The 25,909-nt window shown below is 71.8% G+C and carries 23 protein-coding genes and 1 pseudogene; 5 read left to right on the top strand and 19 right to left on the bottom strand.

Going from position 1 to position 25,909, the window contains the following annotated elements:
• Window positions 1-658: pirin family protein (locus AOK22_RS05160; protein WP_055697361.1), on the bottom strand; the 658-nt coding region annotated here is incomplete at its 3' end.
• Between the two features lie 122 nt (window positions 659-780).
• Between AOK22_RS05160 and AOK22_RS05165 the strand changes: the two genes are divergently transcribed.
• Window positions 781-1,305 carry a carboxymuconolactone decarboxylase family protein gene (locus AOK22_RS05165; protein WP_055697362.1) on the top strand — a complete coding sequence of 175 codons (525 nt, stop codon included), beginning with the start codon at window positions 781-783 and terminating at the stop codon, window positions 1,303-1,305.
• 25 nt (window positions 1,306-1,330) lie between these two features.
• On the opposite strand, the gene AOK22_RS05170 is transcribed toward AOK22_RS05165, so the two are convergent.
• The 4 genes from AOK22_RS05170 to AOK22_RS05185 form a co-directional block, all read right to left on the bottom strand.
• On the bottom strand, window positions 1,331-2,068 hold the full coding sequence (locus tag AOK22_RS05170) for a YoaK family protein (RefSeq protein ID WP_055697363.1): 738 nt from the start codon (window positions 2,066-2,068) through the stop codon (window positions 1,331-1,333).
• Complete coding sequence (locus AOK22_RS05175) at window positions 2,049-2,570, bottom strand: DoxX family protein (RefSeq protein ID WP_055697364.1); 522 nt, start codon at window positions 2,568-2,570, stop codon at window positions 2,049-2,051. The genes AOK22_RS05170 and AOK22_RS05175 overlap by 20 nt, the downstream gene beginning before the upstream one ends.
• A gap of 48 nt (window positions 2,571-2,618) precedes the next feature.
• A complete protein-coding gene (locus tag AOK22_RS05180) occupies window positions 2,619-3,281 on the bottom strand; it encodes a hydrolase (protein WP_055697365.1) in 663 nt (220 codons plus the stop codon).
• Between the two features lie 189 nt (window positions 3,282-3,470).
• Complete coding sequence (locus AOK22_RS05185) at window positions 3,471-5,348, bottom strand: amidohydrolase (protein WP_208606366.1); 1,878 nt, start codon at window positions 5,346-5,348, stop codon at window positions 3,471-3,473.
• Between the two features lie 249 nt (window positions 5,349-5,597).
• Here AOK22_RS05185 and AOK22_RS05190 point away from each other — a divergent pair, with 249 nt between their 5' ends.
• Window positions 5,598-6,596, top strand: coding sequence for an alpha/beta hydrolase (locus AOK22_RS05190; protein ID WP_055697367.1), 999 nt, complete (start codon window positions 5,598-5,600; stop codon window positions 6,594-6,596).
• 122 nt (window positions 6,597-6,718) lie between these two features.
• A complete protein-coding gene (locus AOK22_RS05195) occupies window positions 6,719-7,444 on the top strand; it encodes an alpha/beta fold hydrolase (RefSeq protein ID WP_055697368.1) in 726 nt (241 codons plus the stop codon).
• A 91-nt stretch (window positions 7,445-7,535) separates the two neighbouring features.
• Here AOK22_RS05195 and AOK22_RS05200 read toward each other — a convergent pair whose 3' ends face one another.
• Both AOK22_RS05200 and AOK22_RS05205 read right to left on the bottom strand, forming a co-directional pair.
• The gene (locus tag AOK22_RS05200; protein WP_107101855.1) at window positions 7,536-8,663 is read right to left on the bottom strand and encodes a low temperature requirement protein A; all 1,128 of its coding nucleotides are present in this window, start codon (window positions 8,661-8,663) and stop codon (window positions 7,536-7,538) included.
• Between the two features lie 83 nt (window positions 8,664-8,746).
• Entirely contained in the window at window positions 8,747-10,117 is a 1,371-nt protein-coding gene (locus tag AOK22_RS05205) for a dihydrolipoyl dehydrogenase family protein (protein WP_055697370.1), read from the bottom strand.
• A 249-nt stretch (window positions 10,118-10,366) separates the two neighbouring features.
• Here AOK22_RS05205 and AOK22_RS05210 point away from each other — a divergent pair, with 249 nt between their 5' ends.
• Window positions 10,367-10,945 (top strand): Dps family protein, encoded by a 579-nt coding sequence (locus AOK22_RS05210; protein WP_055697371.1) that lies wholly within the window; start codon window positions 10,367-10,369, stop codon window positions 10,943-10,945.
• Between the two features lie 719 nt (window positions 10,946-11,664).
• On the opposite strand, the gene AOK22_RS40705 is transcribed toward AOK22_RS05210, so the two are convergent.
• From AOK22_RS40705 to AOK22_RS41320, 4 genes are all read right to left on the bottom strand, one after another.
• A complete protein-coding gene (locus tag AOK22_RS40705; RefSeq protein WP_055697372.1) occupies window positions 11,665-12,312 on the bottom strand; it encodes a class I SAM-dependent methyltransferase in 648 nt (215 codons plus the stop codon).
• Window positions 12,313-12,320: 8 nt separating this feature from the next.
• Window positions 12,321-14,864, bottom strand: coding sequence for a RiPP maturation radical SAM C-methyltransferase (locus tag AOK22_RS05220; RefSeq protein WP_063795198.1), 2,544 nt, complete (start codon window positions 14,862-14,864; stop codon window positions 12,321-12,323).
• A 12-nt stretch (window positions 14,865-14,876) separates the two neighbouring features.
• Window positions 14,877-16,868, bottom strand: coding sequence for a B12-binding domain-containing radical SAM protein (locus AOK22_RS05225; RefSeq protein ID WP_055697373.1), 1,992 nt, complete (start codon window positions 16,866-16,868; stop codon window positions 14,877-14,879).
• Between the two features lie 283 nt (window positions 16,869-17,151).
• The gene (locus AOK22_RS41320) at window positions 17,152-17,301 is read right to left on the bottom strand and encodes a hypothetical protein (protein ID WP_157872179.1); all 150 of its coding nucleotides are present in this window, start codon (window positions 17,299-17,301) and stop codon (window positions 17,152-17,154) included.
• A gap of 527 nt (window positions 17,302-17,828) precedes the next feature.
• On the opposite strand from AOK22_RS41320, the gene AOK22_RS42125 reads away from it, so the two are divergent.
• The gene (locus AOK22_RS42125) at window positions 17,829-18,677 is read left to right on the top strand and encodes a hypothetical protein (protein WP_055697374.1); all 849 of its coding nucleotides are present in this window, start codon (window positions 17,829-17,831) and stop codon (window positions 18,675-18,677) included.
• A gap of 64 nt (window positions 18,678-18,741) precedes the next feature.
• Here AOK22_RS42125 and hypE read toward each other — a convergent pair whose 3' ends face one another.
• The 8 genes and pseudogenes from hypE to AOK22_RS43960 form a co-directional block, all read right to left on the bottom strand.
• On the bottom strand, window positions 18,742-19,776 hold the full coding sequence (gene hypE / locus AOK22_RS05235) for a hydrogenase expression/formation protein HypE (protein WP_055697375.1): 1,035 nt from the start codon (window positions 19,774-19,776) through the stop codon (window positions 18,742-18,744).
• Window positions 19,773-20,873 carry a hydrogenase formation protein HypD gene (hypD, locus tag AOK22_RS05240; protein WP_055697376.1) on the bottom strand — a complete coding sequence of 367 codons (1,101 nt, stop codon included), beginning with the start codon at window positions 20,871-20,873 and terminating at the stop codon, window positions 19,773-19,775. Before hypD ends, hypE begins: the two co-directional genes overlap by 4 nt.
• Window positions 20,870-21,526, bottom strand: a complete 657-nt coding sequence (locus AOK22_RS05245) for a CBS domain-containing protein (protein ID WP_055697377.1) — start codon at window positions 21,524-21,526, stop codon at window positions 20,870-20,872. The genes hypD and AOK22_RS05245 overlap by 4 nt, the downstream gene beginning before the upstream one ends.
• Window positions 21,527-21,560: 34 nt before the next feature.
• The gene (locus AOK22_RS05250; protein WP_055697378.1) at window positions 21,561-22,892 is read right to left on the bottom strand and encodes a Ni/Fe hydrogenase subunit alpha; all 1,332 of its coding nucleotides are present in this window, start codon (window positions 22,890-22,892) and stop codon (window positions 21,561-21,563) included.
• The gene (locus AOK22_RS05255; RefSeq protein WP_055697379.1) at window positions 22,889-23,647 is read right to left on the bottom strand and encodes an NADH-quinone oxidoreductase subunit B family protein; all 759 of its coding nucleotides are present in this window, start codon (window positions 23,645-23,647) and stop codon (window positions 22,889-22,891) included. The genes AOK22_RS05250 and AOK22_RS05255 overlap by 4 nt, the downstream gene beginning before the upstream one ends.
• Window position 23,648: 1 nt before the next feature.
• A complete protein-coding gene (locus AOK22_RS05260; protein ID WP_055697380.1) occupies window positions 23,649-24,455 on the bottom strand; it encodes an FAD/NAD(P)-binding protein in 807 nt (268 codons plus the stop codon).
• A gap of 64 nt (window positions 24,456-24,519) precedes the next feature.
• A complete protein-coding gene (locus AOK22_RS05265; RefSeq protein WP_055697381.1) occupies window positions 24,520-25,668 on the bottom strand; it encodes a 4Fe-4S dicluster domain-containing protein in 1,149 nt (382 codons plus the stop codon).
• A 138-nt stretch (window positions 25,669-25,806) separates the two neighbouring features.
• A pseudogene (locus tag AOK22_RS43960) lies at window positions 25,807-25,909 on the bottom strand (CBS domain-containing protein); the annotation flags it as partial.

Below are 25,909 nucleotides of genomic sequence, written 5' to 3' on the forward strand. Positions count from 1 at the left end.
AGCCCAGCTCCGCCCGGTCGAGGAGGGTGCCGGCCATGCGGACCCGCCCCTGGTCGACGAGCAGCCCGTGCTCGAAATCGGCGTCCACGGCGAACGTGACGGTCGCGTGCGGGTCGAGGACGAGTTCGGCGCCGAGCAGCGGCGTGAAGGTCCGCACCGGTGAGGTCTCCCCCGCCAAGGTGCCGAGGAAGACCCTGGCGCGGGCGCCGTCCAGATGGACCGGGGAGGGGGCGTGGTGCTGGAAGTCGCGGGCGGCGTGCCGGTGTTCGTCGGGGAGCGCCACCCACAGCTGCACGCCGTGGAGCACGGTGGTGCGCGGGGTGGACACCTCCGTGTGGCTGATGCCGTGCCCGCCCGTCATGAGGTTCAGCTCGCCGGGCCGGACGAGGGCGTGGCTGCCGAGGCTGTCCCGGTGCTCGATCTCCCCGCTGAACAGCCAGCTCACGGTCTGCAGTCCGGTGTGCGGATGCGGCGCCACGTCCATGCCACCGGTCTCGGCGACGTCGTCGGGGCCGTAGTGGTCGGCGAAGCACCAGGCGCCGATCAGGGTGCGGGCCCGCTGCGGCAGGGTGCGGCGCACCGTCATCGACCGCGGGCCGCCGAGCGGAACATCACGCGCGGACAGGACGTCGGCCTCGCTCACCACGGGCTCGCTCATCGCGGGCTCCTCCCACCAAGATATTTTGAATTTCAACAATCGTGTCCGATGATAGCCCTGCGCCCGGCCGGGTGCGTACCGGTACGAGCCAGGGCCCCGAGCGGCCCGCGAGGGAGTCCAGGGTGAGCGACACGGCAGCGGGCACGGATCGTCGCGTCCACAGCGGCACGGATCGTCGCGTCTACGTCGACAAGCAGAGCCCCAAGCCGTACCGCGCACTGGTCGAGACATCCGAAGCGGTCCGCGTGACCGCGGCCGAAGCGGGCCTCGACCGCGTCCTCGTCGAACTGGTCAACCTGCGCGTCTCCCAGCTCAACGGCTGCGCCTACTGCCTCGACGTGCACACCCGGGCCGCCCTGCGCGCGGGCGAGACCACGCGGCGCCTCGGCACACTGGCCGCTTGGCGCGACACCGAGTTGTTCACGGAACGCGAGCGCGCGGCACTCGCCCTGGCGGAGGCGACCACCCACCCCGCCGACGCCTCCTCGCAGGAGAGCGCCTACGACGCCGCCCGTCGACAGTTCACCGACGACGAGATATCGGCGGTGGTGTGGGTGGCGATCACCATCAACGCGTTCAACCGCGTCTCGATCCTGAGCAAGCACCCCGTGCGCGGGTCCGCCGTCCGCGAGGCCCCCGCGCGGTGACACGAGGGGGCCGTCGCGGCGCCGGTCACCCCGGCGGCCTCGTCCAAGCGGCCTCGGAGGATGCCAGGCGCCGGGCGACCAGCGCCGTCACCGTCAGCGCCGCGAGCATCAGCCCCAAGGTGAGGGCGAGTTCGGCCTTCGACAGGAGCCAGGCTCCGGCGAAGGCTCCCAGGAAGATGGCCAGGACGGAGAGGATCCGCCTGCCCGGCCGGGGCGCCGCACCCCCTGCGGGGGCGGAGTCGGCGGCCAGCCCCGTGAGGGTCAGGGTCAGCACGGTCGTGGTCAGATCCGGGACGCCGAGCCGCCGGGCGACCGCGTTCTGCAGCCCCATGGCGAGGCCGAGCAGCACGATCAGGGCGTACTGGACGGGCGTCGTCACCCGGCCGTGCGCGACGACCGCCGTGCCGAGGGCCGCGGCGACCAGGACCGCCTGCACCGCCGTACCGAGAGCCAGCAACCGTCCGCGGTGCGCCGCGAAGCGGGTGCCGAACCGCCCGCCCGCCAGCGCGCCCGCGAGGAACGCGGCCATCGAGACGACGGAGGCCGTCGCGGACAGCCCCTCGGCGCCCGCCAGGGCGAACCCGAGGAAGACGACGTTCCCGGTCATGTTGGCCACGAAGACGTGCCCGAGCGCCAGATAGCTCACGGCGTCCACCAGGCCGGTCACCAGGGTCAGCACCAGCAGGAGCGGCGGCAGCGGACCGTGCCGGTCGTCCTTCGGCGGCACCAGTGTGCGGGCCGCGTCAGCCAGCAGCGCGCGCATGGTCGCTCCCCCCTGCGGCGTACGGACGGTGCAGCACCGCGCGCGTGAGCAGTCCGCTCGCCGGCCCCGCCACGAGGGCCGCGGCCTGTACCCAGGAGGGCCACGGGGTCAGCCCCATGGCGTGGTCGGCCGACCAGCGGCCCGGCCCGGTCAGCACCAGCACGGCGGCGGTCCCGACGAGGACCAGGGGGTACTCGTATCCGTCGTTCTGCACCCAGAGCCCATTGTGCCGCTTCACGGTGCCCGCGACCGTCATGACTCCCATGGCGGCCATCGCCGCCAGCGGGGTGAGCAGCCCGGCCGCCAGGAACAGGCCGGCCCCGAGCTGGCTGCCGCCCGCGACGAGCGCGGTCAGCCGGCCACCGCGGAAGCCGTCGCGGCGGAACTCCTCCGTCCCGCCCGCCAGGCCGTTGCCGCCCAGCCGGAAACTCACCTTCTGCACTCCGTGTCCGGCGATGAGCAGCCCCGCCACCCAGCGGAGGACCAACAGTCCGGTGTCCATCGTGTTCCTGCCTGTTCCTGACGTTCCGTCAATGCTCGGAGGTGCCGGTCAGCCCGCCGCGTGGGCGCCGATGACCGCCTGGGCGTAGACCACGCCGAGGCCGTAGGCACCGGCGTGTTCCTTCACCACCTCGGTGACCGGGACGTACGTCTCCGCCCGTGCCCAGTCGCGCTGGAGCTCCAGCAGGACCTGGACCCAGGTCACGGGCACTGCCCCGGCCTGGACCATGCGCTGGACGGCGTGCTCGTGCGCCTGCGGGCTGACGCCGCCGGAGGCGTCCGTGACCACGTACACCTCGTATCCCTGGGAGAGGGCGGAGAGCGTGGGCAGGACGACGCAGACCTCGGTCCACAGGCCGGCGACGACGAGCTTCGTGCGGCCGGTGGCCTTGACCGCCTCGACGAAGGCGGCGTCTTCCCAAGCATTCATCGAGGTGCGGTCGATGGCCTCCTGCTCCGGGAAGACCGCCGCGAGCTGCGGCAGGAGCGGGCCCGAGAACGATTCGGCGGCGACGGTGCTCAGCACGACCGGGACGTCGAAGACCTTGGCCGCCTTCGCGAGGCCCACGGTCGAGTTGATGATCGCGGTGCGGTCGCCGCTGCCGGTGGCGAAGAACATCTGCGGCTGGTGGTCGACGAAGAGGACGGCGCAGTTGTCGGGGGTCAGCAGGTCGGGGCCGGGAGCGGGGGTGACCTGGGAGATGTCGGTCATGAGTGTGCCTTTCGAGTGGGTCGGGACAGCGGGCGGACGTCGTCCGCGTCACGGTGGGAAGTGGTGAAGGGACGTGGTGAACGAGAGAGGTCCTGGGCCGTCGGAACCGAGGTCGTGGGCTCTCGGAACCGAGGTCGTCGACCCGCCGGAACCGAGTGCGTGGGCCGGCGGAGCCGAGGGCTCGCCGCGTCAGAGGCCGAAGCAGGGGTCCAGGATTGGGCCCTCGGCCCCCGGAGCCGGGTCCCGCCGCGTCCGCCACTGCCGGTGCAGCTCGGACTCGGCGACGGCCTGGCCGAGCAACTCGGCCTGCCGGGCGCCCGATGCGCCGCCGGGCGCGGCCTGATAGCCGCCGAAGCGCGCGACCGGGCTCCACTCCGGGCTGACCGGCGGCAGCTCCTCGTCGAGGCCCTCGTACTCGGCGGCGGCGTAGACGATCCGCCCTCCGACCACCGTCAGCAGGGACTCGATGCGGGCGATGTCCGGTTCGGGCACGGTGAAGTAGTCTTCGGACAGCACGGCGAAGTCACCGAGGCAGCCCGGTCGCAGGACGCCCTTGACGCCCTCCTCGCCGGTGAGCGCGGCGCCCGCCTCGGTGAACATCGCGAGGGCCGTGTGCCGGTCGACGCGGTTGTGCGGCGGTCGGACCACCAGGTCGCCGACGGTGCGTCCGGTGATCAGCCAGTGCAGGGCGATCCACGGGTTGTAGGTGGAGACGCGGGTTGCGTCGGTGCCGGCGCCGACCGTCAGGCCGCGTTCCAGCATGGCCCGGACCGGCGGGGCGTCCGCGGCGGCGCCGGGTCCGTATCGACCTACGAACGCCTCTCCCTGGAAGGACAGTCTGTTCTGTACGGACATGGCTCCGCCGAGGGCGGCGATCCGGTCGAGGCTGTCGGCGGAGACGGTCTCCGCGTGGTCGAACAGCCAGCGGTTCCCGGCCGGGAACAGGCCGTCCACGGCGAGTTTCTCGAACACCGCGAGGTCACGCCGGATGGTCTCGTCGTAGGTGGCGTGGAGCCTGAACCCCCAGCCGTTCTCCATGAGGAGACGCACCGCGGCCTCGAAGTCCCCCTCGTAGCCGGAGGAGAGCTCGGGGCGCGGCTGCGCGAAGTTCTCGAAATCCGCCGCCGACCAGGTGAGGTTCTCACCGGCGCCGTTGAGACGCAGCCATGCGTCCCCGTCCTCGGGGCGGGCCATCTCGATCCAGCGTTTGAGGTCGGCTATTTCCTGTCCGGCGGTCTGCGGAAAGAGGTGATAGGCGATGCGCAGCGACAACTGGCCCGCCGCCGCGAGTTCGACGACGGTGCTGTAGTTCTCGGGAAAGTTCTGGAATCCCCCGGCCGCGTCGATCGCGGAGGTGAGTCCGAACCGGTTCAGTTCGCGCAGGAAATGACGCGTGGACGTCTTCTTGTCCGCCCCCTCCAGAACCGGCGCCTTGGCCAGCGTCGAGTAGAGGACCAGCGCGCTGGGGGCGGCGAGCAGCATGCCCGTGGGTTCCCCGCCCCGGCCCCTGACGATCTGGCCGCCCCGGGGCTCGGGGGTGTCACGGGTGTAGCCCGCGGCCTCCAGCGCGGCGCGGTTCAGCACCGCCGACTGGTACAGGTGCAGGACGAACACGGGAGTGTCCGGCGCCGCCGCGTTGAGCTCGGCCACGGTCGGCAGGCGCCGCTCGGCGAACTGCTCGGCCGACCAGCCGCCGACCACGCGCACCCACTGGCCCTTCGGGGTGCGCGCCGCCTGCTCTCGCAGCATCGCCAGACCCTGGCGCAGGGTCGGGACGCCGTCCCAGCGCAGTTCGAGGACGTAGTTGAGACCGCCTCTGATCACGTGCAGGTGGGAGTCGTTGAGGCCGGGGACCATGCGGCGGCCGAGGGCGTCGACGACCTTCGTCTCCGGGCCGATCAGGGCGGCCACGTCCTTGTCGTCCCCGACGGCCGTGAGCATGCCGTCCCGGACGGCCAGCGCCCCGGCCCGGGGGCGTGCGGGGTCCCCGGTGTGGATTCTCGCGTTGCGGACGACGAGGTCCGCGGCGTTTTCCGTGGCGCTGGGAATCAGCCCACCGACCGGCATCGTGGACACCTTTCGACAACCTCCTGATATGTCGGGACCGCTCGATCGCTTCGCCGCCACGCTATGCCCGAAGAATGACGCCGGGCCTTCCCTCAGTGCACTGTCCGCGGTCCGACAGTGCACTGCGATTCCCGCCGTGCGCTGTGGGTTCAATTCCGGTGCGCTGACGGTCAATCGGGGCAGCCGGGGGCCTCTTAGCGTGATCTCGCCGGAAGAACCGGCCCCTCACATGACCCTCAGGAGAACCTCATGTCCGACGTCGTCGAGCCGCTCGCATCCGCCCGGACGGTCGAACCCGTCGAGCCGGTCCTGGAACCGGCGGCCGCCGCCTTCGCCGAAGCGACCAGCCAGCCGCCATACCTCTTCGAACTCCCCCCTGCCGAGGGCCGCAAGGCGGTCGACGAGGTGCAGTCCGGTGACATCGTGAAGCCGGAGATCGACGAGGAGTGGATCACCGTTCCCGGCGGCCCGACCGGCGGGGTCCGGACCCGTGTCGTCCGTCCGGCCGGCGTCCGGGGGAAGCTGCCGGTGATCCTCTACATCCACGGCGCGGGCTGGGTCTTCGGCAACGCCCACACGCACGACCGGCTGGTCCGTGAGCTCGCCGTGGGCGCCCGGGCCGCGGTGGTCTTCCCCGAGTACGACCTCTCCCCCGAGGCCCGCTACCCGGTGGCCATCGAGCAGAACTACACGGTCGCCCGGTGGATCGTCCAGGAGGGCGCGTCCAAGAACCTGGACGGGACCCGTCTCGCCGTGGCCGGCGACTCCGTCGGCGGCAACATGACGGCCGCGCTGACGCTGATGGCGAAGCAGCGCGGTGACGTGCCGCTGGTCCAGCAGGTGCTGTTCTATCCGGTCACCGACGCGCGCTTCGACACCGGCTCGTACCGGCAGTTCGCCACGGGATACTTCCTGCGCCGCGACGGCATGCAGTGGTTCTGGGACCAGTACACGACGGACGAGGCCGAGCGCGCGCAGATCACCGCGTCCCCGCTGCGGGCCTCCACCGAGCAGCTCACCGGACTGCCGCCGGCCCTGGTCATCACCGGTGAGGCCGACGTGCTGCGCGACGAGGGCGAGGCCTACGCCAACAAGCTGCGTGAGGCGGGCGTCCCGGTGACCGCCGTCCGCTTCCAGGGCATCATCCACGACTTCGTCATGCTCGACGCCCTGCGCGAGACGCACGCCGCCGAGGCCGCCATCACCCTGGCCACCGGCACCCTGCACGCCGCGCTCCACCGCGACTGACGGCCCCCGCACGACACCGCGACGGACCGGCCCCGCACGATGACGCGCACCCGTCATCCGCACCCCGGCACACGACACGTGCTTTCCCACACGTGTTTTCCCACAAGGAGACCCACCCCACCATGAGCACCTCCCCCACTCCGACCGTCCTGCTCGTCCACGGCGCCTTCGCCGACGCCGCCAGCTGGACCGGCGTCATCACGGAGCTCCAGAACGACGGCATCCCGGTGATCGCCCCGCCCAACCCGCTGCGCGGCCTGGCGTCCGACGCCGCGTACATCGCCTCCGTGGCATCCCGGATCGACGGCCCCGTCGTCCTGGTCGGCCATTCCTACGGCGGCGCGGTCATCTCCGCGGCCGGGACCACCGGGAACGTGACCGGACTGGTCTACATCGCGGCCTACGTCCCCGAAGAGGGCGAGAGCCTCTCCGAGTTGCAGGACCGCTACCCGCTCTCGCCGCTCGGCGACAACCTGGTGCAGTCGACGTACCCCGTCGAAGGCGCTGAGCCCGCCGTCGAGTTCACCATCGCGGCGCAGGCGTTCCCGGAGATCTTCGCCGCCGACGTCCCGGCCGCCGTCACCAAGGTGCTCGCCGTCGCCCAACGCCCGCTGGCCGCCGCCGCTTTCACGGAGCAGGCCTCGGTCGCCGCGTGGCGGACCAAGCCGTCGTGGGCACTCGTCGCCGGCGCGGACCAGGCGATCAACCCGGATGTCCAGCGGTTCGGTGCGCGGCGGGCCGGTGCGACGACGGTCGAGGTCGAGGGCGCCTCGCACGCCGTCGCCGTGTCGCGTCCCAAGGAGGTCGCCGGCCTGATCCGTGACGCGGTGCGCGGCACCGCCGCCTGACGGTCGGCCCCTCTCCCCGAACGAGAACTCCCCGACGGCGTCTTCGCGGACACCGCCGGGGAGTTCTCGCATACGTGCGGCCGTGCCCTCGTCACCTGCGCGACGCCGTGACCACCACGACGAGCACCACCAGGACCGCACCGGCGGCGAGTGCGGGCAACGGGGTGAAGGTTGCCGCCAGAAGGCCGAACACGGCGACCGGATACGGAGCTCGTTGGACCGTAGTGGTGAGGTGCGGCCGCAGATGCACGGCCCACACGGTGATCAGGAAGACGGCCGCCGGGACGGTGACCGCCGCACCCGCGGCGAGCTGCGAGGTGTGCGCGTGTCCGGTGAGGTGATCGGCGTACGCGGCGAGGCCCGCTCCTTCCGCCGCCGCCGAGGCGAAGATCAGGTAATGGCCGTAGGCCCAGACGAAGCGGCGGCGGTGTGCCCGGTGCGTGGTGGCGAGCAGGGTGTGCGCGGGCCGGGAGAAGTACAGCCACCACAGCGCGAAGGCCGTCAGGAGGCCGCCCGCCGCTGTCGCGCAGAGCGCGCCGGTGCTCTGGTGCCGGTCGAAGGCGCCGCGCACCGCGACGGTGGCGGCCGCCACGGACTCGCCGAGGACGATGAGGGTGAAGAGCTCGTAACGCTCGGCGATGTGACGCGGGTGCCACGGGGTCATCCCGGCGGACTGGGCCCACACCGGCACGGCGACCTCGGCGAGGATCAGCATGGCGACGCCCGGCAGGCGCGCCGCCTCCGGCGCGGCGAGCAGGCCCACCCAGCCGACCTGACAGAGCGTCACTCCGGTGGCGAAGCGCAGCGCGGTGGTCCGGCGTGCGGGGTCCGAGCGGGCCGCCCGCAGCCACAGGGCGGCCAGCGCGGTGCGCAGCACGACGTAGCCGATGGTGATGGTCCGCAGGTCCCCCTCGGCGAACGCGTGCGGTACCCCGGCGGCGAGGATGAGCGACCCCGTGATCTGGACCAGCACGGTGAGCCGGTACGGGATGTCGTCCGGGTCGTAGGCGGACGCGAACCAGGTGAAGTTCATCCACGCCCACCACACGGTGAAGAAGACCAGCGCGAAGCGCAGGACCCCGGTGGCGGGCGTGCCCTCGGCCAATGCCTCGTGCAGGCTCTCCGAGGCCTGTGCCACGGCGATGACGAAGCACAGGTCGAAGAGGAGTTCCAGCGAGGTCGCGGTCCGGTGCCGCTCCCCGGGGTCACGCCCCGGCATGGCGTGCCGCTTCCCTGGCCCGCGCCCGTGCTCGGTGTGCCGCCACCGGGTCGGCCGGGACCCGGTGGCGGCGGCCCGGGGGCTCAGCGGAGCGCTCCGAGCGCGGCTTCGACCGTACGGTGGAAGGTGGGGTACGTGTAGATCATGTGCCGGAGCCGGTGCACGGGCACTTCGACGTGGACGGCCACGTTCAGTCCGTAGAGCACCTCTCCGCCGGCCGGACCAGCGGAGGTGGCGCCGACGAGTACGCCCCGGTCGGCGTCCTCGACGAGCTTCACGAAGCCCGCGTTGCCCGGCCCGTGGATCCAGCCGCGTGTGGAGGAGTCGAGCGGGAGCACACCCGTGCGCACCCGCAGTCCCCGCTCACGTGCCTGTCGCTCCGTCAGGCCGACGGCGCCGATCTCCGGATCGGTGAAGGTGACCCGGGGCAGGGCCCGGTAGTCGGCGTCGGGTCCCGGCTCGCCGAGGATGTCGCGCACGGCTATCTGCGCCTGGTACATGGACACATGGGTGAAGGCGCCGCGGCCGGTGAGGTCGCCGACCGCCCACAGGCCGTCCGCCGCCCGCATCTGCCCGTCCGTGGCCACGGCTCGCGCGGCCGGGTCGAGTCCTGCCGTCTCGACGCCGAGCGCGCCCAGGTCGGCAAGGCGGCCCGCGGCGACGAGGAGCCGCTCGGCACGCAGCGGTTCGCTGTCGTCCTGCGTCGTCCGCACGCTGAACAGGGTGCCGTCGTGGCCGACGTCGAGCGCGCGGGCGCCGGTGAGCACGGTGACGCCGTCGGCCTCCAGGGTCGCGGCCGCGAGCTCCCCGGCCTCCGGTTCCTCCTGCCAAAGGAGCCGGTCCTGACCTTCGATCACCGTGACCGCGCAGCCGAAACGCGCGAAGACCTGGGCGAGTTCGACCCCGATGGCGCCGCCGCCGAGCACGATCATCGACGCGGGCAGCTCCTTGGCCGCCATGGCGTCGCGGTTCGTCCAGTAGGGGGTCTCCCGCAGCCCGGGGACCGCCGGGATCCTGGGGCGGGTGCCGGTGGCGAGGACGACTCCGCGCCGGGCCTCGATCGTGCGGTCGCCGACCGTGACACGACGCGCTCCGGCGAGTCGGCCCCTTCCTCGTACGAGACGGGCGCCCTTCGAAGTGAGCCGGTCGGCGGCCACCCGGTCGTTCCAGCCGTCGGTGGCCTCGCCGCGGATGCGCCCGGCGACCCTGCCCCAGTCCGGGGTCACGACCGCCGTACCGGCCAGGGCGGGCACCCGGCCCGCTTCGGCGAGCAGATCCCCGGCCCGGATCATCATCTTGCTGGGCACGCATCCCCAGTACGGGCACTCGCCGCCGACGAGTTCCGCCTCGACCCCGACGACGTCAAGACCCGCTTCGGCGAGGGTGCCCGCGGCGTATTCGCCGCCGGGCCCGAGCCCGACGACCACGACGTCCGCGTGTCCGTCCACACTCATCCCGTCCACTCCTTCTCGGTAGTCCCCCTGCGCCCCGCGGTCGGGGCGGCCCGGCCGAGGCTAGGTCGGCTCGCCGCGCCGTCCCGCCGGTCAGTGCACGGGTCCTTGCACGAGAGCGAACGGGACGAAAGCGGGAGGCCGGCGCCGTGCACGGACCGACAGCGACGCGTGCACTGCCGGACAAGAAGGGCGCGGCAAGGGCGCTTAGCGTCCTGCGGTACGCACAGTTCGGCGTCCCAGGAGGCAGCGATGACCAGCAAGTCCCTTCCCGTGAACGGCAGTCAGCCGCGGCTGCACCAGAAGGGCGAGGTGATCCAGGAGTACGGCACGGTGAAGCAGTTCCCGATCGGCCTGTCGTACGAGGCGAGGATGTACGCCTGCCAGCGCCTCAACCGGGTCCTCGCGGACACCCAGATCCTGTACGGCCTCTACAAGAAGCACCACTGGCTGATGCGCGGCGCGACCTTCTACCAGCTGCACCTGGTCCTGGACAAGCACGCCGGTGAACAGCTCGGCCTCGTCGACACCCTCGCCGAGCGCGTCCAGACCCTGGGCGGCGTCGCGGTGGGCGACCCCCGGCACGTCGCGGAACTCACGTCGATCCCGCGCCCGCCGGACGGTGTCGAGGAAGTCCCGGCGATGCTGTCGCGACTCCTGGAGGCCCACGAGACGATCCTCGTCGAGGCGCACGACGCGGCTGCCCGGACCGCCGAACTGGGCGACGACGGCACGAACGACCTGCTGGTCTCACAGGTGATCAGGACGGGTGAGCTGCAGACGTGGTTCCTGGCCGAGCACTTGGTCGACACCCCGCTGGTCCGCGCCTGACCCATCCGGTGAGGTCGGGGGACCGGCTGCGCGAGAATGGTCCGCTCGGCCGTCCAGGGGAAACGACGGTCCGGCGATCTCTTGCCGGAGCCGATGGGTGAGGCGGCGCAGGAGGTCCGACGTCGTCTCTTGGTGCTCGGCCTTGCGATCCTCTCGGCCGTCGGTGGGGCGGGTTCTTGCGGCCTCGAACTGATCGGCGTTGGTGCAGGCGGCGTCGAGCTGCCGCAGCAGGGCGAACGTTTGGTGGCCGAGTGCCTCCTCGACCCGGGGAAGTTGGTGGAGGCAGCCGCGGCGAAGGGCCTCGTGGAGCCGTTCTGCCTCGGCGTCGATGCCCCGCTGGCGACCGGCGCGCTTGAGCAGGGCCCGCAGCTGGCGGCGGGTGAGCTGGCGGCCGCCGCCGGTGTCGGGCAGCGCTCAGGAGGGCGTGGGCCTCGCGTGCGAGTAGACCGTTCCTGTGCCCAGCGAACGCGGCCAGGACGCCGGGGAAGAACGCGCGCGGTGGGGAGCGGAGCTCGTTGTGGGCTTGAGCGCGGCCCCAGACCGCGTCCTGCTCGGCCCGCGCGAGTACGGCCATCGCCTGCGCCGGCTCGGAGTCCGCAGGAAGCGGCCGGTGGGCGGCCCTGTCGGTGCGCAAGATGTCCGCCGCCGAGCAGCGAGCAAGCCGATGGACCACAGGCACCCACGCACCCACGCACCGGGGCCGCCCAGGTCTTCCCAGGTCAGGAGTGCTGTCCCTCCTTGCCATGGGCCGTGCTCCGGGGCTTGCGCCGGAGCACGGCGTAGCGGGCCGGCCAGTCCGTGACACCCGCCCGCCGCCCGAAATCAGCGATCCGGAGGTCGAGCACGGTGAACCATGGATCGACCGCGTCCAGGAACGTCTCCTCCGTGGTCCAGGACGGTCCGCTGGACTGGTCCAGGGCGTCCTCGTCGCTGAGCGCGGCGGCCCCGACATGCACCCACAGCCCACCGGGCCCGCACATCCGGGCCATGGCCGCGGCGAACGTCCGACGTTCGCCGCGCGTGGGGCAGGTGTGCAGGACGCCGCGGTCGAGCACCACCGGGAACGGCTCCGGGGGCGTGTGGCCGGTGACGTCGAGCACCTCGTACCGCACCGCCGCACCGGCCGGTGTGCGGCGCCGGGCCTCCTCGATCGCCCGCGCCGAGAAGTCGCAGGCCGTCACGGTGTACGAGCGGTCGGCGAGCCACCGCGCGGTGGTGCCGAGCCCGCAGCCGACGTCCATCACGCGGACCGGGGGCGGCGCGTGCTCGGCGAGGAGTTCGCCGAGCACGGGCGGCGGCTGCTCGTCCCACCCGGGGATCGTGGAGTCGTACGTGTGGTCCCATTCCGTCGCGTTGAGAGAGCGCATTGCCTTCCTCACCCCACCACCGGCCAGCGGCTGATGCGGGACGGCAGCCACCACAGGAGGGAGCCGGCCCGGTGGACGAGACCCGACGTCACGAACGCGTCGATCTCCCGTTGCCGGAAGTCCGAGGCAGGGGCACCGTCCAGGAGCGACGCCAGCTTCCCCTTGTGCACCTTGCGCATGAGGACGCGCCGCTGTTTTCCGTGCCGCAGGTCGGTGACCTCGACGAAGCCCGTGCCGCGCCGGTAGCCGCACTTGTTCATGTGGAAAGCGGCGCGCCACTGGTCGAGGACGGCGTCGCCGTCGGGTCCCGCCAGTGAGCGCGGCGGGTACAGGTGGCTGAACAGCCGCCATTGCCCGATCTCGGCCCCGAGGTCCAGGTCCCAGTCGACGGAGACGCCGTGCCCCGTCAGCTCCCTCACGTGGGTGAGCCCGCGGACCGTCTGCCGGTCGCTCCCGGGATCGCCGGGGCCGAGGACCACGGGCTCGGGGAGGGCGACGTGCCGGGTGCCGCGTGCGATCAGTTCCGACACGGTTCGCACGGGCGTGTCCTCCAAGTCGCACTCCCCCATGTACATGCCGTCGATCTCGCGGGCTTCCTCGTCGCGCTCCCGCCAGCACCGGAGCCCCCTCGCCGCGCCCGCCTCCGGAGTCCGGCCCGCCGAGCCGTGCAACAGCGCGGGCACCAGCGCCGGACTGCCGTCGCGGGTCACCCAGCGCATGAGGTCCTGGTTGGCGGCGTGCGGTACGACGTGCACGGCCTGGCCACCGTCCTCGAAGAGCAGTCCCAGCGCCCGCCAGCGGTCGAGCAGGGCCGACACCTTCTCCGCGGCGATGTCGTGGTGGCCCGCCCGGAGCTTGTTCAACAGGACGTCGCTCGTGCACGGCTGGTCCAGCAGGCGGAAGGCGGCCACCTCCCAGGGTTCCTCGATGCTCAGGGTCCGCCAGGCGAAGCCGGGCCGGGTGTTGGTGAGGACGATGGAGTCGGTGAGGTCGCACTGGGTCAGCCGCCCCCGGGGGAACTCGTGACGCCAGGTCTCGACGGCCTTGTCCAACCGCTCCGCGTGCACACTGGAGATGCCCTGGTGCGCCGCGTCGAAGACATAGGCCATGTCGCGGAGTTCGGACTCCGGAAGGTCGTAGATCACCGCGTAGTGAGCGGCGGGCCGCAGGTCGCCGAAACCGAGTTCCGGGCGGTTGAAGTAGGGGCTGAAGCGTTCGATGGCTATGCGGGTGACGCCGTTCGGCGGCGCGAGGTGATGGATGGCCGGGAACTGGTCGATCACCGCGTCGTAGTCCTCCTCGGTCTCGTCCGGAAAGCCGAAGAGGTAGTTCCACACGACGCCGAGGCTCACCGACTCCGCGTCGCGCAGCATGCGGACGTTCTGACAGCCGGTCACCCCTTTGTCCATCAGCTTCAGGACACGGCCGTTGAGGCTCTCGATGCCGGGCTGCACGTAGTGGATGCCGGCCGCGACGAGGGAGGCGAGCTGCTCGCGGCGCATGTTGGACTTGATCTCATAACTGATGCGCAGATCGCATTCGGCCTCGGCGAGCCTCGGCACCGCCGACCGCAGGTAGTTCATGTCGAGGATGTTGTCGGCCACGGCGACGTTGAGCACCTGGTAGCGCTCCGTCATCGCGAGCAGTTCGTCGACGAACCGGTCCGGGCTCTTGCTGCGGAACTCCATGAACGAACCGTTCAGCCCGCAGAAGGTGCAGTGGTGCTTCTGGCCCCACCAGCAGCCGCGTGAACTCTCCACCACCAGGTGGGGCTCCGCCATCGCCCCGGCGCGGGAGGCCGCATGCTGCTCGAAGTAGTCCGTGTAGTCCGGTGTCACCAGTACCGACGCCGGCAGCGGGGCCGCGCTCATCGCATTGGCGTGTGAGGCACCGGACGCATCCCGCCAGCAGAGTCCGGGAATGTCGGCAGGGCTCGACTCGTCGCGGAGACAGGTGAGAAGACGCGTGAACGACACCTCCCCCTCGCCCCGGTTGACGTAGTCGACGAACGGGAAGCCACGATGGAGCGCGGCTCCCTGCGGGCCATCGCAGTTCCCGCCGCCCAGCACGACCCACACCTCGGGTGCGATCCTCTTGATGAGCCTGGCCGCGGCGAGCACCGCGCTGTTCTGCGCGAAGGTCGTCGAGAATCCGACGACGTCGGGCCGGTCGGCGAGAATGCGGTCGACAAGCGACGCGATGTACTCAGGGGCGAGCGCGTGCAGCTCTCGCCCCTTGTTCAGCATGTCCCCCGGCACCGATTCCGCCACGAGGTCCGCGAACTCGGCGTTGCGCCAGTGCGGATCGTCGTACAGGGCGGAGGAGAAGATCCACTCGCTGTAGCCGGTGAAGTACGAGTCCCAGCAGAAGTTGTACTCCTCGCGCGTCAGCCCCGCCCGCTCGGTGATCCAGTCGAGGAAGTCCAGATTGGCGTTCACGACGTCGACGCGGCTGTCCGGGAACTCGTCCGCGACCCGTTGCTTGAGGATTCCCAGGGCCAGGGAAGGGAAGTCAATCGAGGCCCAGGGCATATTGACCAGGGTGATGTGCACCGTGTGACTCCTTCAGCGTGACGGACGACGTGCCGGGAGCGGTTCGTCGCACAGGACACCGCCATCCGCGGCGGCGAGTTTGCCGAGCAGGGACCGGCCCCGCGCACTGGTCGCGACCAAGGGCCCACCAGGCGCGGCACTTCGGGTCACATGGTCCTTCGGCAGCGCGTACACCTGCTCCCGTACGGGATCGGCCAGCAGGAAGGAACCGCCGCCCGAGCCGCCCGAGCCCTGCGGGGCGAGCCGCGCCGGAGCGCACCGGATCCAGGGATGCGGGCGCAGCGCGGTGGGCTCCACCGGGAACTGCGCCGCGGCTTCGGCCTGCCCGGCTCCGGCCCCGGCTCCGGCTCCAGCCGCGGCTCCGGCTCCGGCCGCGGAGATCCGGCGCATGCCGTACTTCAGCCGCTTGAGCATGTCGGGGCGCTCGAGTCCGCCGACGACGGTGTGCCGCCTGCCCACCCTGCCGCCCAGGTAGTTGAGTTCGCGGTTGTCGGCGAACGCGTCGGAGCGGTCGAGGACCACCCCGAAGCTCTGCGGATCGGCCACCAGGCGGGTTCCCGGCTCGACCACCATGAGCTCGAACGCGTCGACGGCGAACTTCTCTCGGTTGCGTTCCAGGAATCGGATCGACTCCTCGGCCTCCTCTTCGGTCTCGTCCAGAAGACCGCCCATGATCGAGAGGTTGACCCGGATGTCTGCCGCCGCGAGGTTGTCGAGGATGACCTGGAAGTCCGCGGCGTCGACGCCCTTGTCCAGCCTGTCGAGCAGCCGCTGGGTGACGCCTTCGTAGCCGACGGCCATTCCCTCGCAGCCGAGTTCGGCCAGTTCCTGGCAGAAGGCCGGATCGAGCAGGATCGGTTCCAGCCGGTTGCGCGTGTTGAAACGGACGTGGAGACCGCTCTCGCGGACCAGGCGCATGGCTCGGGCGAGCAGTCTCAGGTTGGTGTTCTCGTCGACAACAGTGACGAAGTCGATTCCCGTGCTTTCCACGATCCGCCGTACCGTGTCCGCGAGTTGCCTCGGGGAGGCCTGCTGATAGGCCCCGCGTTCCAGGGACCGGTTGCCGTAGGAACAGAAGATGCAGCGTCCCCAGAAACAGCCCACGCAGGACACCATGGAGAGGACAACGGTGTCATTGAGATAGGAACGCACCTTCAGCCCGCCGTAGTCGGGCGCGCCCAGGTCCTTGAAGCGAAGCGTGGGCATGCGGCCGGGGGCGGTCACCTCTGCCGGGCTCAGCCACCTCATCCCCGGAACTTCGGAACGTGGTGCCTTTCCGGCGAGATGGGCCAGCCAGCGTTCCAGGGGCTCTTCGCCCGCCGTGAAGCAGAGCGCGTCCACCGTCGTACGTACGGAGGTCATCGCGGCCAGTTCGTCGTGGCGCAGCATGACCTGCTGTCCGCCGAGGCAGATGGGCAGGTCCGGGTAGCGCCGCCGGATCCACCGGGCGATCAGCAGAGCCGGTGCCAACTGGCTGAAGAAGGCGACGGACAGGCCGACCGCCCGCGGCTCGGACTCGTCAAGAGCCTCCGTCAGCAGGCCGTGCAGCTTCCGGGTCGCGAAGTCGAGAGAATCGACCTGTGACGCGGACAGCCGCAGCACCGCCCGGTCGAGCGAGTCGAAGTCGTCCCACACGTGCGACAACGCCGAGTCGCGCAGCATCAGCTGGGCCGCCTGCCGGGCCAGTCGCACCGCGCGCACGGGGCCGAGCCGGGGCGCCGGGTCCTTCGCCAGGACGAAGTCACGCATCTCGCCCAGATGCTCGACGGCGGCATCGGCCACCACCGCCCGGTACCAGGTGGGCAGGTCCTGCGCCTCGTCCACGGCCTGGGCCTCCCGCGTGAGCGCCGGGCCGTCCAGGAGCCGATGGACCAGTTCGATGCTCAGATCGACCTGATGGGCGCTGTAGCCGAAGCGGCGGACGTGGCCGGCGAGGTAGGGCAGACTCAGATACGGAAAGAGGGTCGCCTCCGTGAGCGGCGGGAAGAGCAGCAGTAGATCCATGCCATCCGTCCTGATCCGGACGGATGGAGCCGACCGGGTGCGCGACATGCTGGAAGTCCGTATCGGCCGACGCCGCGTCATCCGGAGCGCGGGGACAGAGCGGGGACAGAACCGAAGGAGCTCACAAGCGGACGGCGCTCCGGCCTCGCGACATTCAGGCACCCTGTCCCTGCCGCGAAACCGCAGTGGCGTCCGTGCACTTCCGGCACTCGGGCGGCGTACAGGACACCGGAGAACGCGGAAGACCTTGTGAGCTCCTCATGCGGCGATTCGGCCGGGCCGGTCAGCCCGCCGATATCTCCGACGAACGGTCCGCATTCTTGGCGATGTAGTTATAGGCCGTGGACGAACCGCTGACCTGCAGCTCGTCCATCTCGAGTACCTCGAGTTCACCAAGGTCGCCGTCGATCTCGGTGCTCATCTGGATCTCCATGGAACCTCCATGCGCGAGTGAAACACGAAACAGGAGTAGGTTTCTGGGCCTTCTGTCCTCGAACAGGCTCGCTGTGACGTTTCATCACGGTCAAGGGCTCCATCGAGCCATGATCACTCGACTGGTGACCGCCATGGATCGCGGCCGGGGAAAACGGATTCCGCCTCGGTCCGCGGCCGGTAAGGAAGGCCCCGCCGTGGTGGTTTCGAGGGGCCGAGGGCTCGCGGCGCCGAGCGGGGTCCGCATTCCCGCGCAGTGAGGAGCCCAGCCGCGGCTCCGCTTGATGGAGGGATTTCGCCACTGGTCAGCGGGTGGTCTGCTCGGCGTCGCGGGTCCTCGCCGCCCCAATGTCGCGGCCACGGCGGCCTCTTGCCTCGCCGAGGTGCTCGACCGGGCCCATATGAGGAGCCGTTCACTCCCCTTCGACGCTCCGACCTCTCGGAGAAGGAGAGCGCTCTCTGCGCTGCTCCCTCTCACCCCATGTCCGGATTCCATCGCTTCCCCGCCGCTCATGGCACGATGCCGGGATGGATGAGGGGGCGGCCGCCGTACTCGCGGCACTGATCGCGGTGGCAGGAGTGGCACTCGGCCTGTTCGGGGCCCGCTGGCAGGCGCGCGGCATGCAGGAGCAGGCGAACGCGGCCATCGAGGCGGTCCGGGCACAGGGCAGGGACCAGAACGCGCACTGGCGGCGGACCGTGCGGCGCGACGTCTGGGTCGGATACCTCGGTGCCGTGGACGAGTTCAGGCGTTCCGCCGGTGTCGTGGCGGATCATCTCGTCGAAGGTGATCTCACGGGGGCCGAATCGGCACTCGACGCGGCGCTGTCCCGCTCCGCGGAAGCGGCGGACGCCTATCGCAGGATCGAGCTCGAAGGGCCCGAGGAGATCGTCTCCAAGGGGTACGCCCTCCAGGGCGCCATCGCCACCACGGCCATCGAGCTGGACCAGGAACTCGCCGCCGCGCGCTCCATGAGCGTGCTCGAAGAAGCCAGGGAACGCGAGCGGGGCGACTCTCCTTCGGACCCGGACCCGGACCCGGACCATGACCGAGACCGAGACCGAGACCGGCACCAGGACCAGGACCCGGCCCAGGACCGGCCGATCGCGGCGATCCTGAGTTCCTTGAGCGAGCTGCAGGCGATGGACTCCGGCGATCCGGACCGCACCGCGCACGGGCAGCGCGTCGGCGTCCGGATCATCGAGTCGGGCCTGCTGTCGGCCGAGGACACCGGGGCCCTCGTCCTCACCTGCGGTCGCCGCCTGTCGCTGAACGAGGCCCTGGAGCGTTTCCCCCACGGGCGGTGGCTCCGCTTCCACGAAGTGAGGACGGACTTCGTCGAAGCGGCCCGCTCCCACCTCGACGGCGGCCCTTGAGTCCGTGACACCCGGGACCGGGGAGGGGCCGGCGCGGACCGGCGCGCAGCGGGTCGCCTCCTCCTCAACAGATCCGCGGCAACAGCTCCCCCATCGGCATGTCGACCACCCGACGCGCGCCGACAAGCGTGCGCAGTTCGACACGGGCCGGGTGGGTCTGTGTGCAGTGGCCGATGCGGGTGGCGTCGGCCCCCTCCGGGTGGGCATGGAGCGCGGCGAGGGCCTCGTCGGCCGCGTCCGGTGACAGGAAAGCGACGAGGCAGCCTTCGTTGGCGACGACCAGGGGGTCGAGGCCCAGGAGGTCGCAGGCCGCGGCGACGGGCGCGGGGACCGGTACGGCGTGCTCGTCGATCTCGATGCCGACCGCGGAGGCCTGCGCGATCTCGTTGAGCGTGGCCGCGAGACCGCCCCTCGTGGGGTCGCGCAGGCTGTGGACGGCGCCGCCGAAGGGCCCGAGGGCCCGTACGAGGCGGTGGAGCGCGCGGCTGTCCGAGGCGATGTCCGTGTCGAAGCCGAGACCTTCGCGGGTGGACAGGACCGCCGTCCCGTGCAGGCCGATCGGGCCGGACAGCAGGACGGCGTCGCCGGGGCGGGCCCCCGCGGCGGAGGGTGTCAGGCCGGGGATGCGGCGGCCGACGCCGGTCGTGACGAGGAAGAGGCGGTCGGCGGCGCCTCTGCCGACGACCTTGGTGTCGCCGGTGACGACGGGGACGCCGGCTTCCTGGGCCGCCTTGCCCGCCGAGTCCAGTACGGAGCGGAGTTCCGCGAGCGGCAGGCCCTCCTCCACGATCACCGCGAGAGTGAGGGCGAGGGGCAGAGCGCCGCGCATGGCCAGGTCGTTGACCGTGCCGTGCACCGCCAGGGAGCCGATGTCCCCGCCGGGGAAGGTGAGCGGGCTGACCACGAACGAGTCGGTGGAGACGACGAGTTCGCCCGCCCCGGGCAGCAGGGCCGCGTCTTCGAGCGGGCCCCGGTCCGGGCCGCCCAGCGCGGGCAGGACGAGCGTGTCGAGGAGTTCCGCGGTGAGCCGGCCGCCGGCACCGTGGCCGAGCTGGACGCGTTCGTGCTCGCCGCGCGGTACGGGGCAGTCGAGGTTCATGCCGGTGCGCTCCTGGTTCGGCCGGCGGAGTGGAAGGCGGCGCAGGTGCCCTCGCTGGAGACCATGGGGGCGCCGAGCGGGGTGCGGGGCGTACAACGGGTGCCGTAGGCGCGGCAGTCGGTGGGCAGCCGGGCGCCGGTGAGGATGGCTCCGGCGATGCACTCGGGGTCCTCGGCGGGGTGCGTGGCACCCACGTCGAAACGTCGGGCCGCGTCGAAGTCGGCGTATTCCGGGGCGAGTTCGAGTCCGCTCGCGGGGAGCGTGCCGATGCCGCGCCAGGCGCGGTCCGTGACGCGGAAGACGCGGGCGAGGACGCGCTGGGCCTCGGTGTTGCCCGTGCGCCGCACGGCACGCGCGTACTGGTTCGCCACCTCGTGCCGGCCCTCTTCGAGCTGGGAGACCGCCATCAGGATGCCTTCGAGCAGGTCGAGGGGTTCGAAGCCGGTGACGACGACGGGCACCCCGTACCGCTCGGCGATGGGCTCGTACTGCGTCCAGCCCATGACGGCGCACACGTGACCGGCGGCCAGGAACGCCTCGACCCCGCACTCCGGGTCCTCCAGGAGGGCCGTCATCGCGGGCGGCACCAGGACATGGCTGACCAGGAGCGAGAAGTTGGACAGCCCTCGGCGCGCCGCGTGCAGGACCGTCATCGCGTTGGCGGGCGCGGTGGTCTCGAACCCGACGGCGAGGAACACCACCTCGCGGTCGGGGTTCTCCTCGGCGGTGCGCACCGCGTCCATCGGGGAGTACACCACCCGTACGTCCGCGCCCCGCGCGCGCAGGGCGAGCAGGTCGGTGCCGGTGCCGGGCACGCGCAGCATGTCGCCGAAGCTGGTGAGGATCACACCGGGGCGGGCCGCGACGGCCAGGGCCCGGTCGAGGGTCTCCAGCGGGGTGACGCAGACCGGGCAGCCCGGTCCGTGGATCATGCGGATGCCCGCGGGGAGCAGGGTGTCGATGCCCTGGCGTACGAGGGTGTGCGTCTGCCCGCCGCACACCTCCATGATCCGCCAGGGATGCGTCGCGGTGCGCCGCAGTTGCGCCAGCAGCTCCCGGGCCAGGGCGGGGTCCCGGTACTCGTCGAGGTACTTCACCGGGGTGGTGTCCTGCCGGGCCCGGCGAGGTCCACGCGGACGTCCACGACTCCTTCGACGGCGCGGGCGAGCCGGGCGGCGACCGGGACGAGGCCCTTCTCACGGATGGTGCCGCCGAGGGTGACCACGCCCCCCTCGACGGCGACCGTGGCGCCGCCGTCCGGGAAGAGCACGGCCACCACGGTCCGCCGCACCTCGTCGGCGAGTTCCTCGTCGGTGCGCAGGAACACCTTGAGCAGGTCGCTGCGGCTGACCACGCCCTGCAGCAGCCCCTGGACGTCGACGACGGGGAGCCGCTTGATGTGGCGCTGGGCCATGATGCGCGCGGCCTGCGCGAGCGTCGCGTCCGGGTGGACGGTGACGGCGGGACTGCTCATCACCTCGCCCGCGGCCACGGCGCCGGCCTTCGCCAGGTCGGAGAGGCGGCGCAGCTGGTCGAACCGGGAGGGATCGCTGTCGCGGAACTCCTCCTTGGGCAGCAGGTCCGCCTCGGAGACGACGCCGACGACCCGGCCCTCGCCCTCCAGTACGGGCAGCGCGCTGACCTTCCACTGCCCCATCAGCGCGACGATCTCCTTGAAGGGGGCCTCGCGGCCCACGGCGACCACGGTGTGCGTCATCACGTCGCTCACGGTGCGCGGAGAGTTGAGCACGGCGTCCTCCTGGCGGGTCGGGTGCGGTCGGTGGTCAGATGCGGTCGATGGTCAGGTCGAGGAAGTGCGTGGAGCAGGAGATGCACGGGTCGTGGTTGCGGATGGCCCGCTCGCACACCCGCGTCAACTCCGCGTCGTCCACGCCTTGTCGGGTGATCGCGGCCTGGGCGGTGCGCCGCAGGTCGTCCTCGATCGCGCCCTGGTTCTGCGCCGTCGGCGGGACCAGGCGGGCGTCGGTGACGGTGCCTTCGGCGTCCAGGAGATAGCGGTGGTAGAGGAGGCCGCGCGGGGCCTCGGTCACCCCGTGGCCGGTGCCCGCGACGGCCGGGACCTCGGTGTACGGGTGCTTCGGCGGCTCGTACGTGTCGATGATCCGCAGCGCTTCGTCGATCGCGTACACGACCTCGACGGCCCGGACCACGATCGACCGGTAGGGATTGCGGCAGACCACTCCCTCGTGCGGATCCCCGAGTCCGGCCGCGCGGGCCGCCTCGACGGCCGGCCGGGACAGCCACCGGCCACTGATCGCGAACCGCGCGAGCGAGCCGGTGAGATGGCGGCGCCCGTCCAGGGTGGAGTGCAGGGCGGTGGAGTGCGGGACCTGCTCCTCGCGCACCCGGTCGAGGAAGGTGTGGAGCGGGAACATGCCCAGCGTGTCGTCGGGGCGCAGCACGGTCGGGGTGCCCGTCTCGATGGCGTACGTCCCCGGGGCGGCCAGCGCGAGCAGGTCGGCGTCGGTCTCGGCGTCCGGGAAGTCGAAGCCGGAGACCCATGCGACGGTCTGCCGGGCGTCATCGAGAGCACGCCTCAACCGCTCAGCCAGCGGCTTGAGTTCGCCGATGCCCGGGGTACGGTGGAAGCCGCCGAGGCGGACGTTGACGGGGTGGATCGCGCGGCCGCCCAGGAGTTCGAGGATCGCGTTGCCCGCCTGCTTGAGGCGCAGCCCGCGTTCGACGTCCGCGCGGGCCGTGCGGGCCAGTTCGATCGCGCCGTCGCAGCCGAGGAAGTCGGGGGCGTGCAGCAGATAGATGTGCAGGGTCTGGCTCTCGATCCACTCGCCGCAGTACAGCAGCCGCCGCAGCTCGCGCACGGCTGGGTCGACGGTCACCCGGCAGGCGTCCTCGATCGCGGCGCAGGCGCTCAGCTGGTAGGCGACCGGGCAGATCCCGCACACCCGGGCGGTGATGTCCGGCGGCTCGGTGTGCGCCCGCCCGCGCAGGAACGCCTCGAAGAACCGCGGTGGTTCATAGATCTGCAGGCGCGCTTCGGTGACGGTCCCGTCGCGCAGGCTCAGGTGCAGGGCTCCCTCGCCCTCGACCCTGGAGAGCGAGCCGACGTGCAGGACCCGGCTGCCGCGGTGCGTCATCGGCTCAACTCCTCTTCGAAGGAAGCGGTGTTGAAGGTGTGCAGGAAACGGTCCGTGTCACGGTCGTCCAGGCCGTCGCGGTGCAGGACCGGGATGAGCGCGGGCAGGTTCACCGACCCCGAGGGCCCGAAGCAGCCGTAGCAGCCGCGTCCGTACGCCGGACAGATCGCCCCGCACCCCGCGTGGGTGACCGGGCCGAGGCAGGGGGTGCCGTGAGCGACGGTGACGCACACCGTGCCGCGCCGCTTGCACTCGAAGCAGACGCTGTGGCGCGGGATGTCCGGCTTGCGGCCCGCGAGGTGGGCGGTGACGACCTCCAGGAGCTGGCGGCGGTCGATGGGGCAGCCGCGCAGCTCGAAGTCGACGTCGACGTGCGCGGAGACGGGGGTGGAGGTGGCGAGGGTGTCGATGTAGTCGGGGCGCGCGTAGACGGCGCGGGTGAACTCCTCGACGTCGGCGAAGTTCCGCAGGGCCTGGATGCCGCCGGCCGTCGCGCAGGCGCCGATGGTGACCAGGCGGCGGGCGGCGGCCCGGATCTCCCGTACGCGTTCGGCGTCGGCGGGCGTGGTGACGGACCCTTCGACGAGGGCCAGGTCGTAGGGGCCGGGCCGGACGGCGCTGGAGGCCTCCAGGAAGTGGGCGATCTCCACCTGCCCGGCGAGGCCGAGGAGTTCGTCCTCGCAGTCGAGGAGGGTGAGCTGGCAGCCGTCGCAGGAGGCGAGCTTGAAGACGGCCAGGGTCGGCATGCCTGCCATGTCACAACTCCCTTATGTTCAGCAGAGGTTGCGCCTGGGCCCAGGTGACGACGGGGCCGTCCCTGCACAGCAGCAGCGGGCCGAGCTGGCAGTGCCCGCAGTGTCCGGTCGCGCAGCGCATGTTGCGCTCCAGGGAGACCCGGACGCGGTCGGCGGGCACGCCCCGGTGGCACAGGTCACGCGCCGTGGCCCGGATCATCGGCTCGGGGCCGCAGACGAACGCCGTGGTGCTCTCGGGCGTGAACCGGGCCTCGTTCAGGAGCGCGGTGACCACGCCGACGTGCCCCTTCCAGCAGGAGTCGGGCCGGTCGACGGTCACGCCCGTGTACGCCGTCCGCCAGCGCCGGGTCTCGATCTTCGCCATCAGGTCGGCCGGGGTGCGCGCGCCCACGAGGACGTTCAACCGTCCGTAGGGTTTCGGGTCGGCCTCCGCGTGGCGGATCAGGGGGCGCAGCGGGGCGAGGCCGATGCCGCCCGCGACGACCACCAGGTCGTGCCCGACGGCCTTCTCCAGCTCCCAGCCGGTGCCGTAGGGGCCGCGCAGTCCGAGGACGTCGCCGACCCGGGCGTCCTGGAGACCCTCGGAGACCGCGCCGACACCGCGCACCGTGTGCGCGAGACCGCCGGTGGTGGGGATCGCGCTGGCGGAGAGCGGGATCTCGCCCCGGCCGAACGCCCACACCATCGCGAACTGGCCGGGGGCGAAGGCGGGCAGCGCCTCACCGACCGGTTCCAGGCGGAGCGTGACGGTGTCCGGGGTCTCGGCCCAGCGGGCGACGACCCGGTACGGGACGGGTACGGCGGTCATGTCCGGTCACCGCCTCCCTCGCGGTGGGACGCGGGACGGGCCGGGAACACGGTCGTGGTGCCGCTCATCGTCCCGTCTCCTTCGTCCGCGCCTCGGCCTCGTCGTGGAGGGCCCGGACCTCTTCGGTGATGTCGATGCCGACGGGGCACCAGACGACGCAGCGTCCGCAGCCCACGCAGCCGGAGCTGTCGAACTGGTCGTGCCAGGTGCCGAGTTTGTGGGTGAGCCACTGCCGGTAGCGGCTGCGGACCGAGGCGCGCACGGGCCCGCCGTGGACGTGGGAGAAGTCCAGGTCGAAGCAGGAGTCCCAGCGCTGCCACCGCTCCGCGTGGTCGCCGGTGAGGTCGGTGACCTCCTCGGTCGTGGTGCAGAAGCACGTGGGGCAGACCATCGTGCAGTTGCCGCAGGTCAGACAGCGGGCGGCGACGTCGTCCCAGCGCTCGGCGTCCAGGCTCTCGCCCATCAGCCGGCGCAGGCTCACCGGCGGCATCGCCCGGCCCATGCCGTCCACGGCTTCCCGGACGGCGGCGACGGCCGCGTCCCGGGTGCCGTCGTCGGCCTCGCGGTGCGGTACGTCGGCGAGGACCTCCGCGCCCGCTTCGCTGCCGACGCGGACGAGGAAGCGGTGCCCCGCGTCGTCGACGACCTCGGTCAGCGCGAGGTCGAATCCGGCGTCGGCGCCAGGGCCGCCGCCCATGGAGACGCAGAAGCAGGTGGCGCCCGGCTCGGTGCACTCAGCGGCTATCAGGAACGCTCCCCTCCGCCTTTCCTGATAGCCGCCGTCCCGGTGGGCCCCGCCGGTCAGCACCCGGTCCTGGATCGCGATGGCCCGCAGATCGCAGGGCCTGACGCCGAGGAACGCGTACGAGGGCGCCTCCGCGGACGCGCCGGTGACGACCGGCGTCCCGTCGGCGGAGCGGTCCGCGCTCCAGAGCTTCTCGCGCGACGGGTGCAGGAAGTTCTTCCAGGACTGGGGACCGGCACTGTGGGCGAAGGCCGCCCCGTCCGCGCGGCGCCGCAGCCGGTAGCGGCCGGCCTCCAGCTCCACCCCCCAGCCGTACGGGAGCCGCTCGGCCGAGTCGAGCACGGCGAGCACGATCGCACCGTCCCGGACGGTGGGGCCGACGACGGTACGGCCACGGGCCACCAGGACCCGTACGAGGGCGCCGAGACCGCCGCGGTCGAGCACTGCCGTGGTGCCGGTGACCGACATTGCGTCCTCCCGATACGAAGGGGCTCGAAGGGGCTCCCTGCCCCATCAGGATCGGAGAGAGGGCCAGGTCCACAGCAGGGGCCGACCGGCCCCCGTCCGGGCCGGGAGGGCCCTCCCGGCCCGGTCCCGCGCGCCGGCTCAGAGCTTGCGCAGCCAGTCGTCGGCGACGCCCCGCACGGCCTGTTCGTCCGGCCGCAGGTGGGAGTCGTCCAGGCGGTATCCGAGCTTGTCGACGACGGCG

The organism is Streptomyces silaceus (assembly GCF_001419745.1).
In the GTDB taxonomy this organism is placed as follows: domain Bacteria; phylum Actinomycetota; class Actinomycetes; order Streptomycetales; family Streptomycetaceae; genus Streptomyces; species Streptomyces silaceus.

Coding starts and splice junctions, on each gene's coding strand:
- AOK22_RS05170 (WP_055697363.1), bottom strand. CDS start 2,068: ATGCGCGCGCTGCTGGCTGACGCGGCCCGCACACTGGTGCCGCCGAAG.
- AOK22_RS05175 (WP_055697364.1), bottom strand. CDS start 2,570: ATGGACACCGGACTGTTGGTCCTCCGCTGGGTGGCGGGGCTGCTCATC.
- AOK22_RS05180 (WP_055697365.1), bottom strand. CDS start 3,281: ATGACCGACATCTCCCAGGTCACCCCCGCTCCCGGCCCCGACCTGCTG.
- AOK22_RS05185 (WP_208606366.1), bottom strand. CDS start 5,348: ATGCCGGTCGGTGGGCTGATTCCCAGCGCCACGGAAAACGCCGCGGAC.
- AOK22_RS05190 (WP_055697367.1), top strand. CDS start 5,598: ATGTCCGACGTCGTCGAGCCGCTCGCATCCGCCCGGACGGTCGAACCC.
- AOK22_RS05195 (WP_055697368.1), top strand. CDS start 6,719: ATGAGCACCTCCCCCACTCCGACCGTCCTGCTCGTCCACGGCGCCTTC.
- AOK22_RS05200 (WP_107101855.1), bottom strand. CDS start 8,663: ATGCCGGGGCGTGACCCCGGGGAGCGGCACCGGACCGCGACCTCGCTG.
- AOK22_RS05205 (WP_055697370.1), bottom strand. CDS start 10,117: ATGAGTGTGGACGGACACGCGGACGTCGTGGTCGTCGGGCTCGGGCCC.
- AOK22_RS05210 (WP_055697371.1), top strand. CDS start 10,367: ATGACCAGCAAGTCCCTTCCCGTGAACGGCAGTCAGCCGCGGCTGCAC.
- AOK22_RS40705 (WP_055697372.1), bottom strand. CDS start 12,312: ATGCGCTCTCTCAACGCGACGGAATGGGACCACACGTACGACTCCACG.
- AOK22_RS05225 (WP_055697373.1), bottom strand. CDS start 16,868: ATGGATCTACTGCTGCTCTTCCCGCCGCTCACGGAGGCGACCCTCTTT.
- AOK22_RS41320 (WP_157872179.1), bottom strand. CDS start 17,301: ATGGAGATCCAGATGAGCACCGAGATCGACGGCGACCTTGGTGAACTC.
- AOK22_RS42125 (WP_055697374.1), top strand. CDS start 17,829: ATGGATGAGGGGGCGGCCGCCGTACTCGCGGCACTGATCGCGGTGGCA.
- hypE (WP_055697375.1), bottom strand. CDS start 19,776: ATGAACCTCGACTGCCCCGTACCGCGCGGCGAGCACGAACGCGTCCAG.
- AOK22_RS05250 (WP_055697378.1), bottom strand. CDS start 22,892: ATGACGCACCGCGGCAGCCGGGTCCTGCACGTCGGCTCGCTCTCCAGG.
- AOK22_RS05255 (WP_055697379.1), bottom strand. CDS start 23,647: ATGGCAGGCATGCCGACCCTGGCCGTCTTCAAGCTCGCCTCCTGCGAC.
- AOK22_RS05260 (WP_055697380.1), bottom strand. CDS start 24,455: ATGACCGCCGTACCCGTCCCGTACCGGGTCGTCGCCCGCTGGGCCGAG.
- AOK22_RS05265 (WP_055697381.1), bottom strand. CDS start 25,668: ATGTCGGTCACCGGCACCACGGCAGTGCTCGACCGCGGCGGTCTCGGC.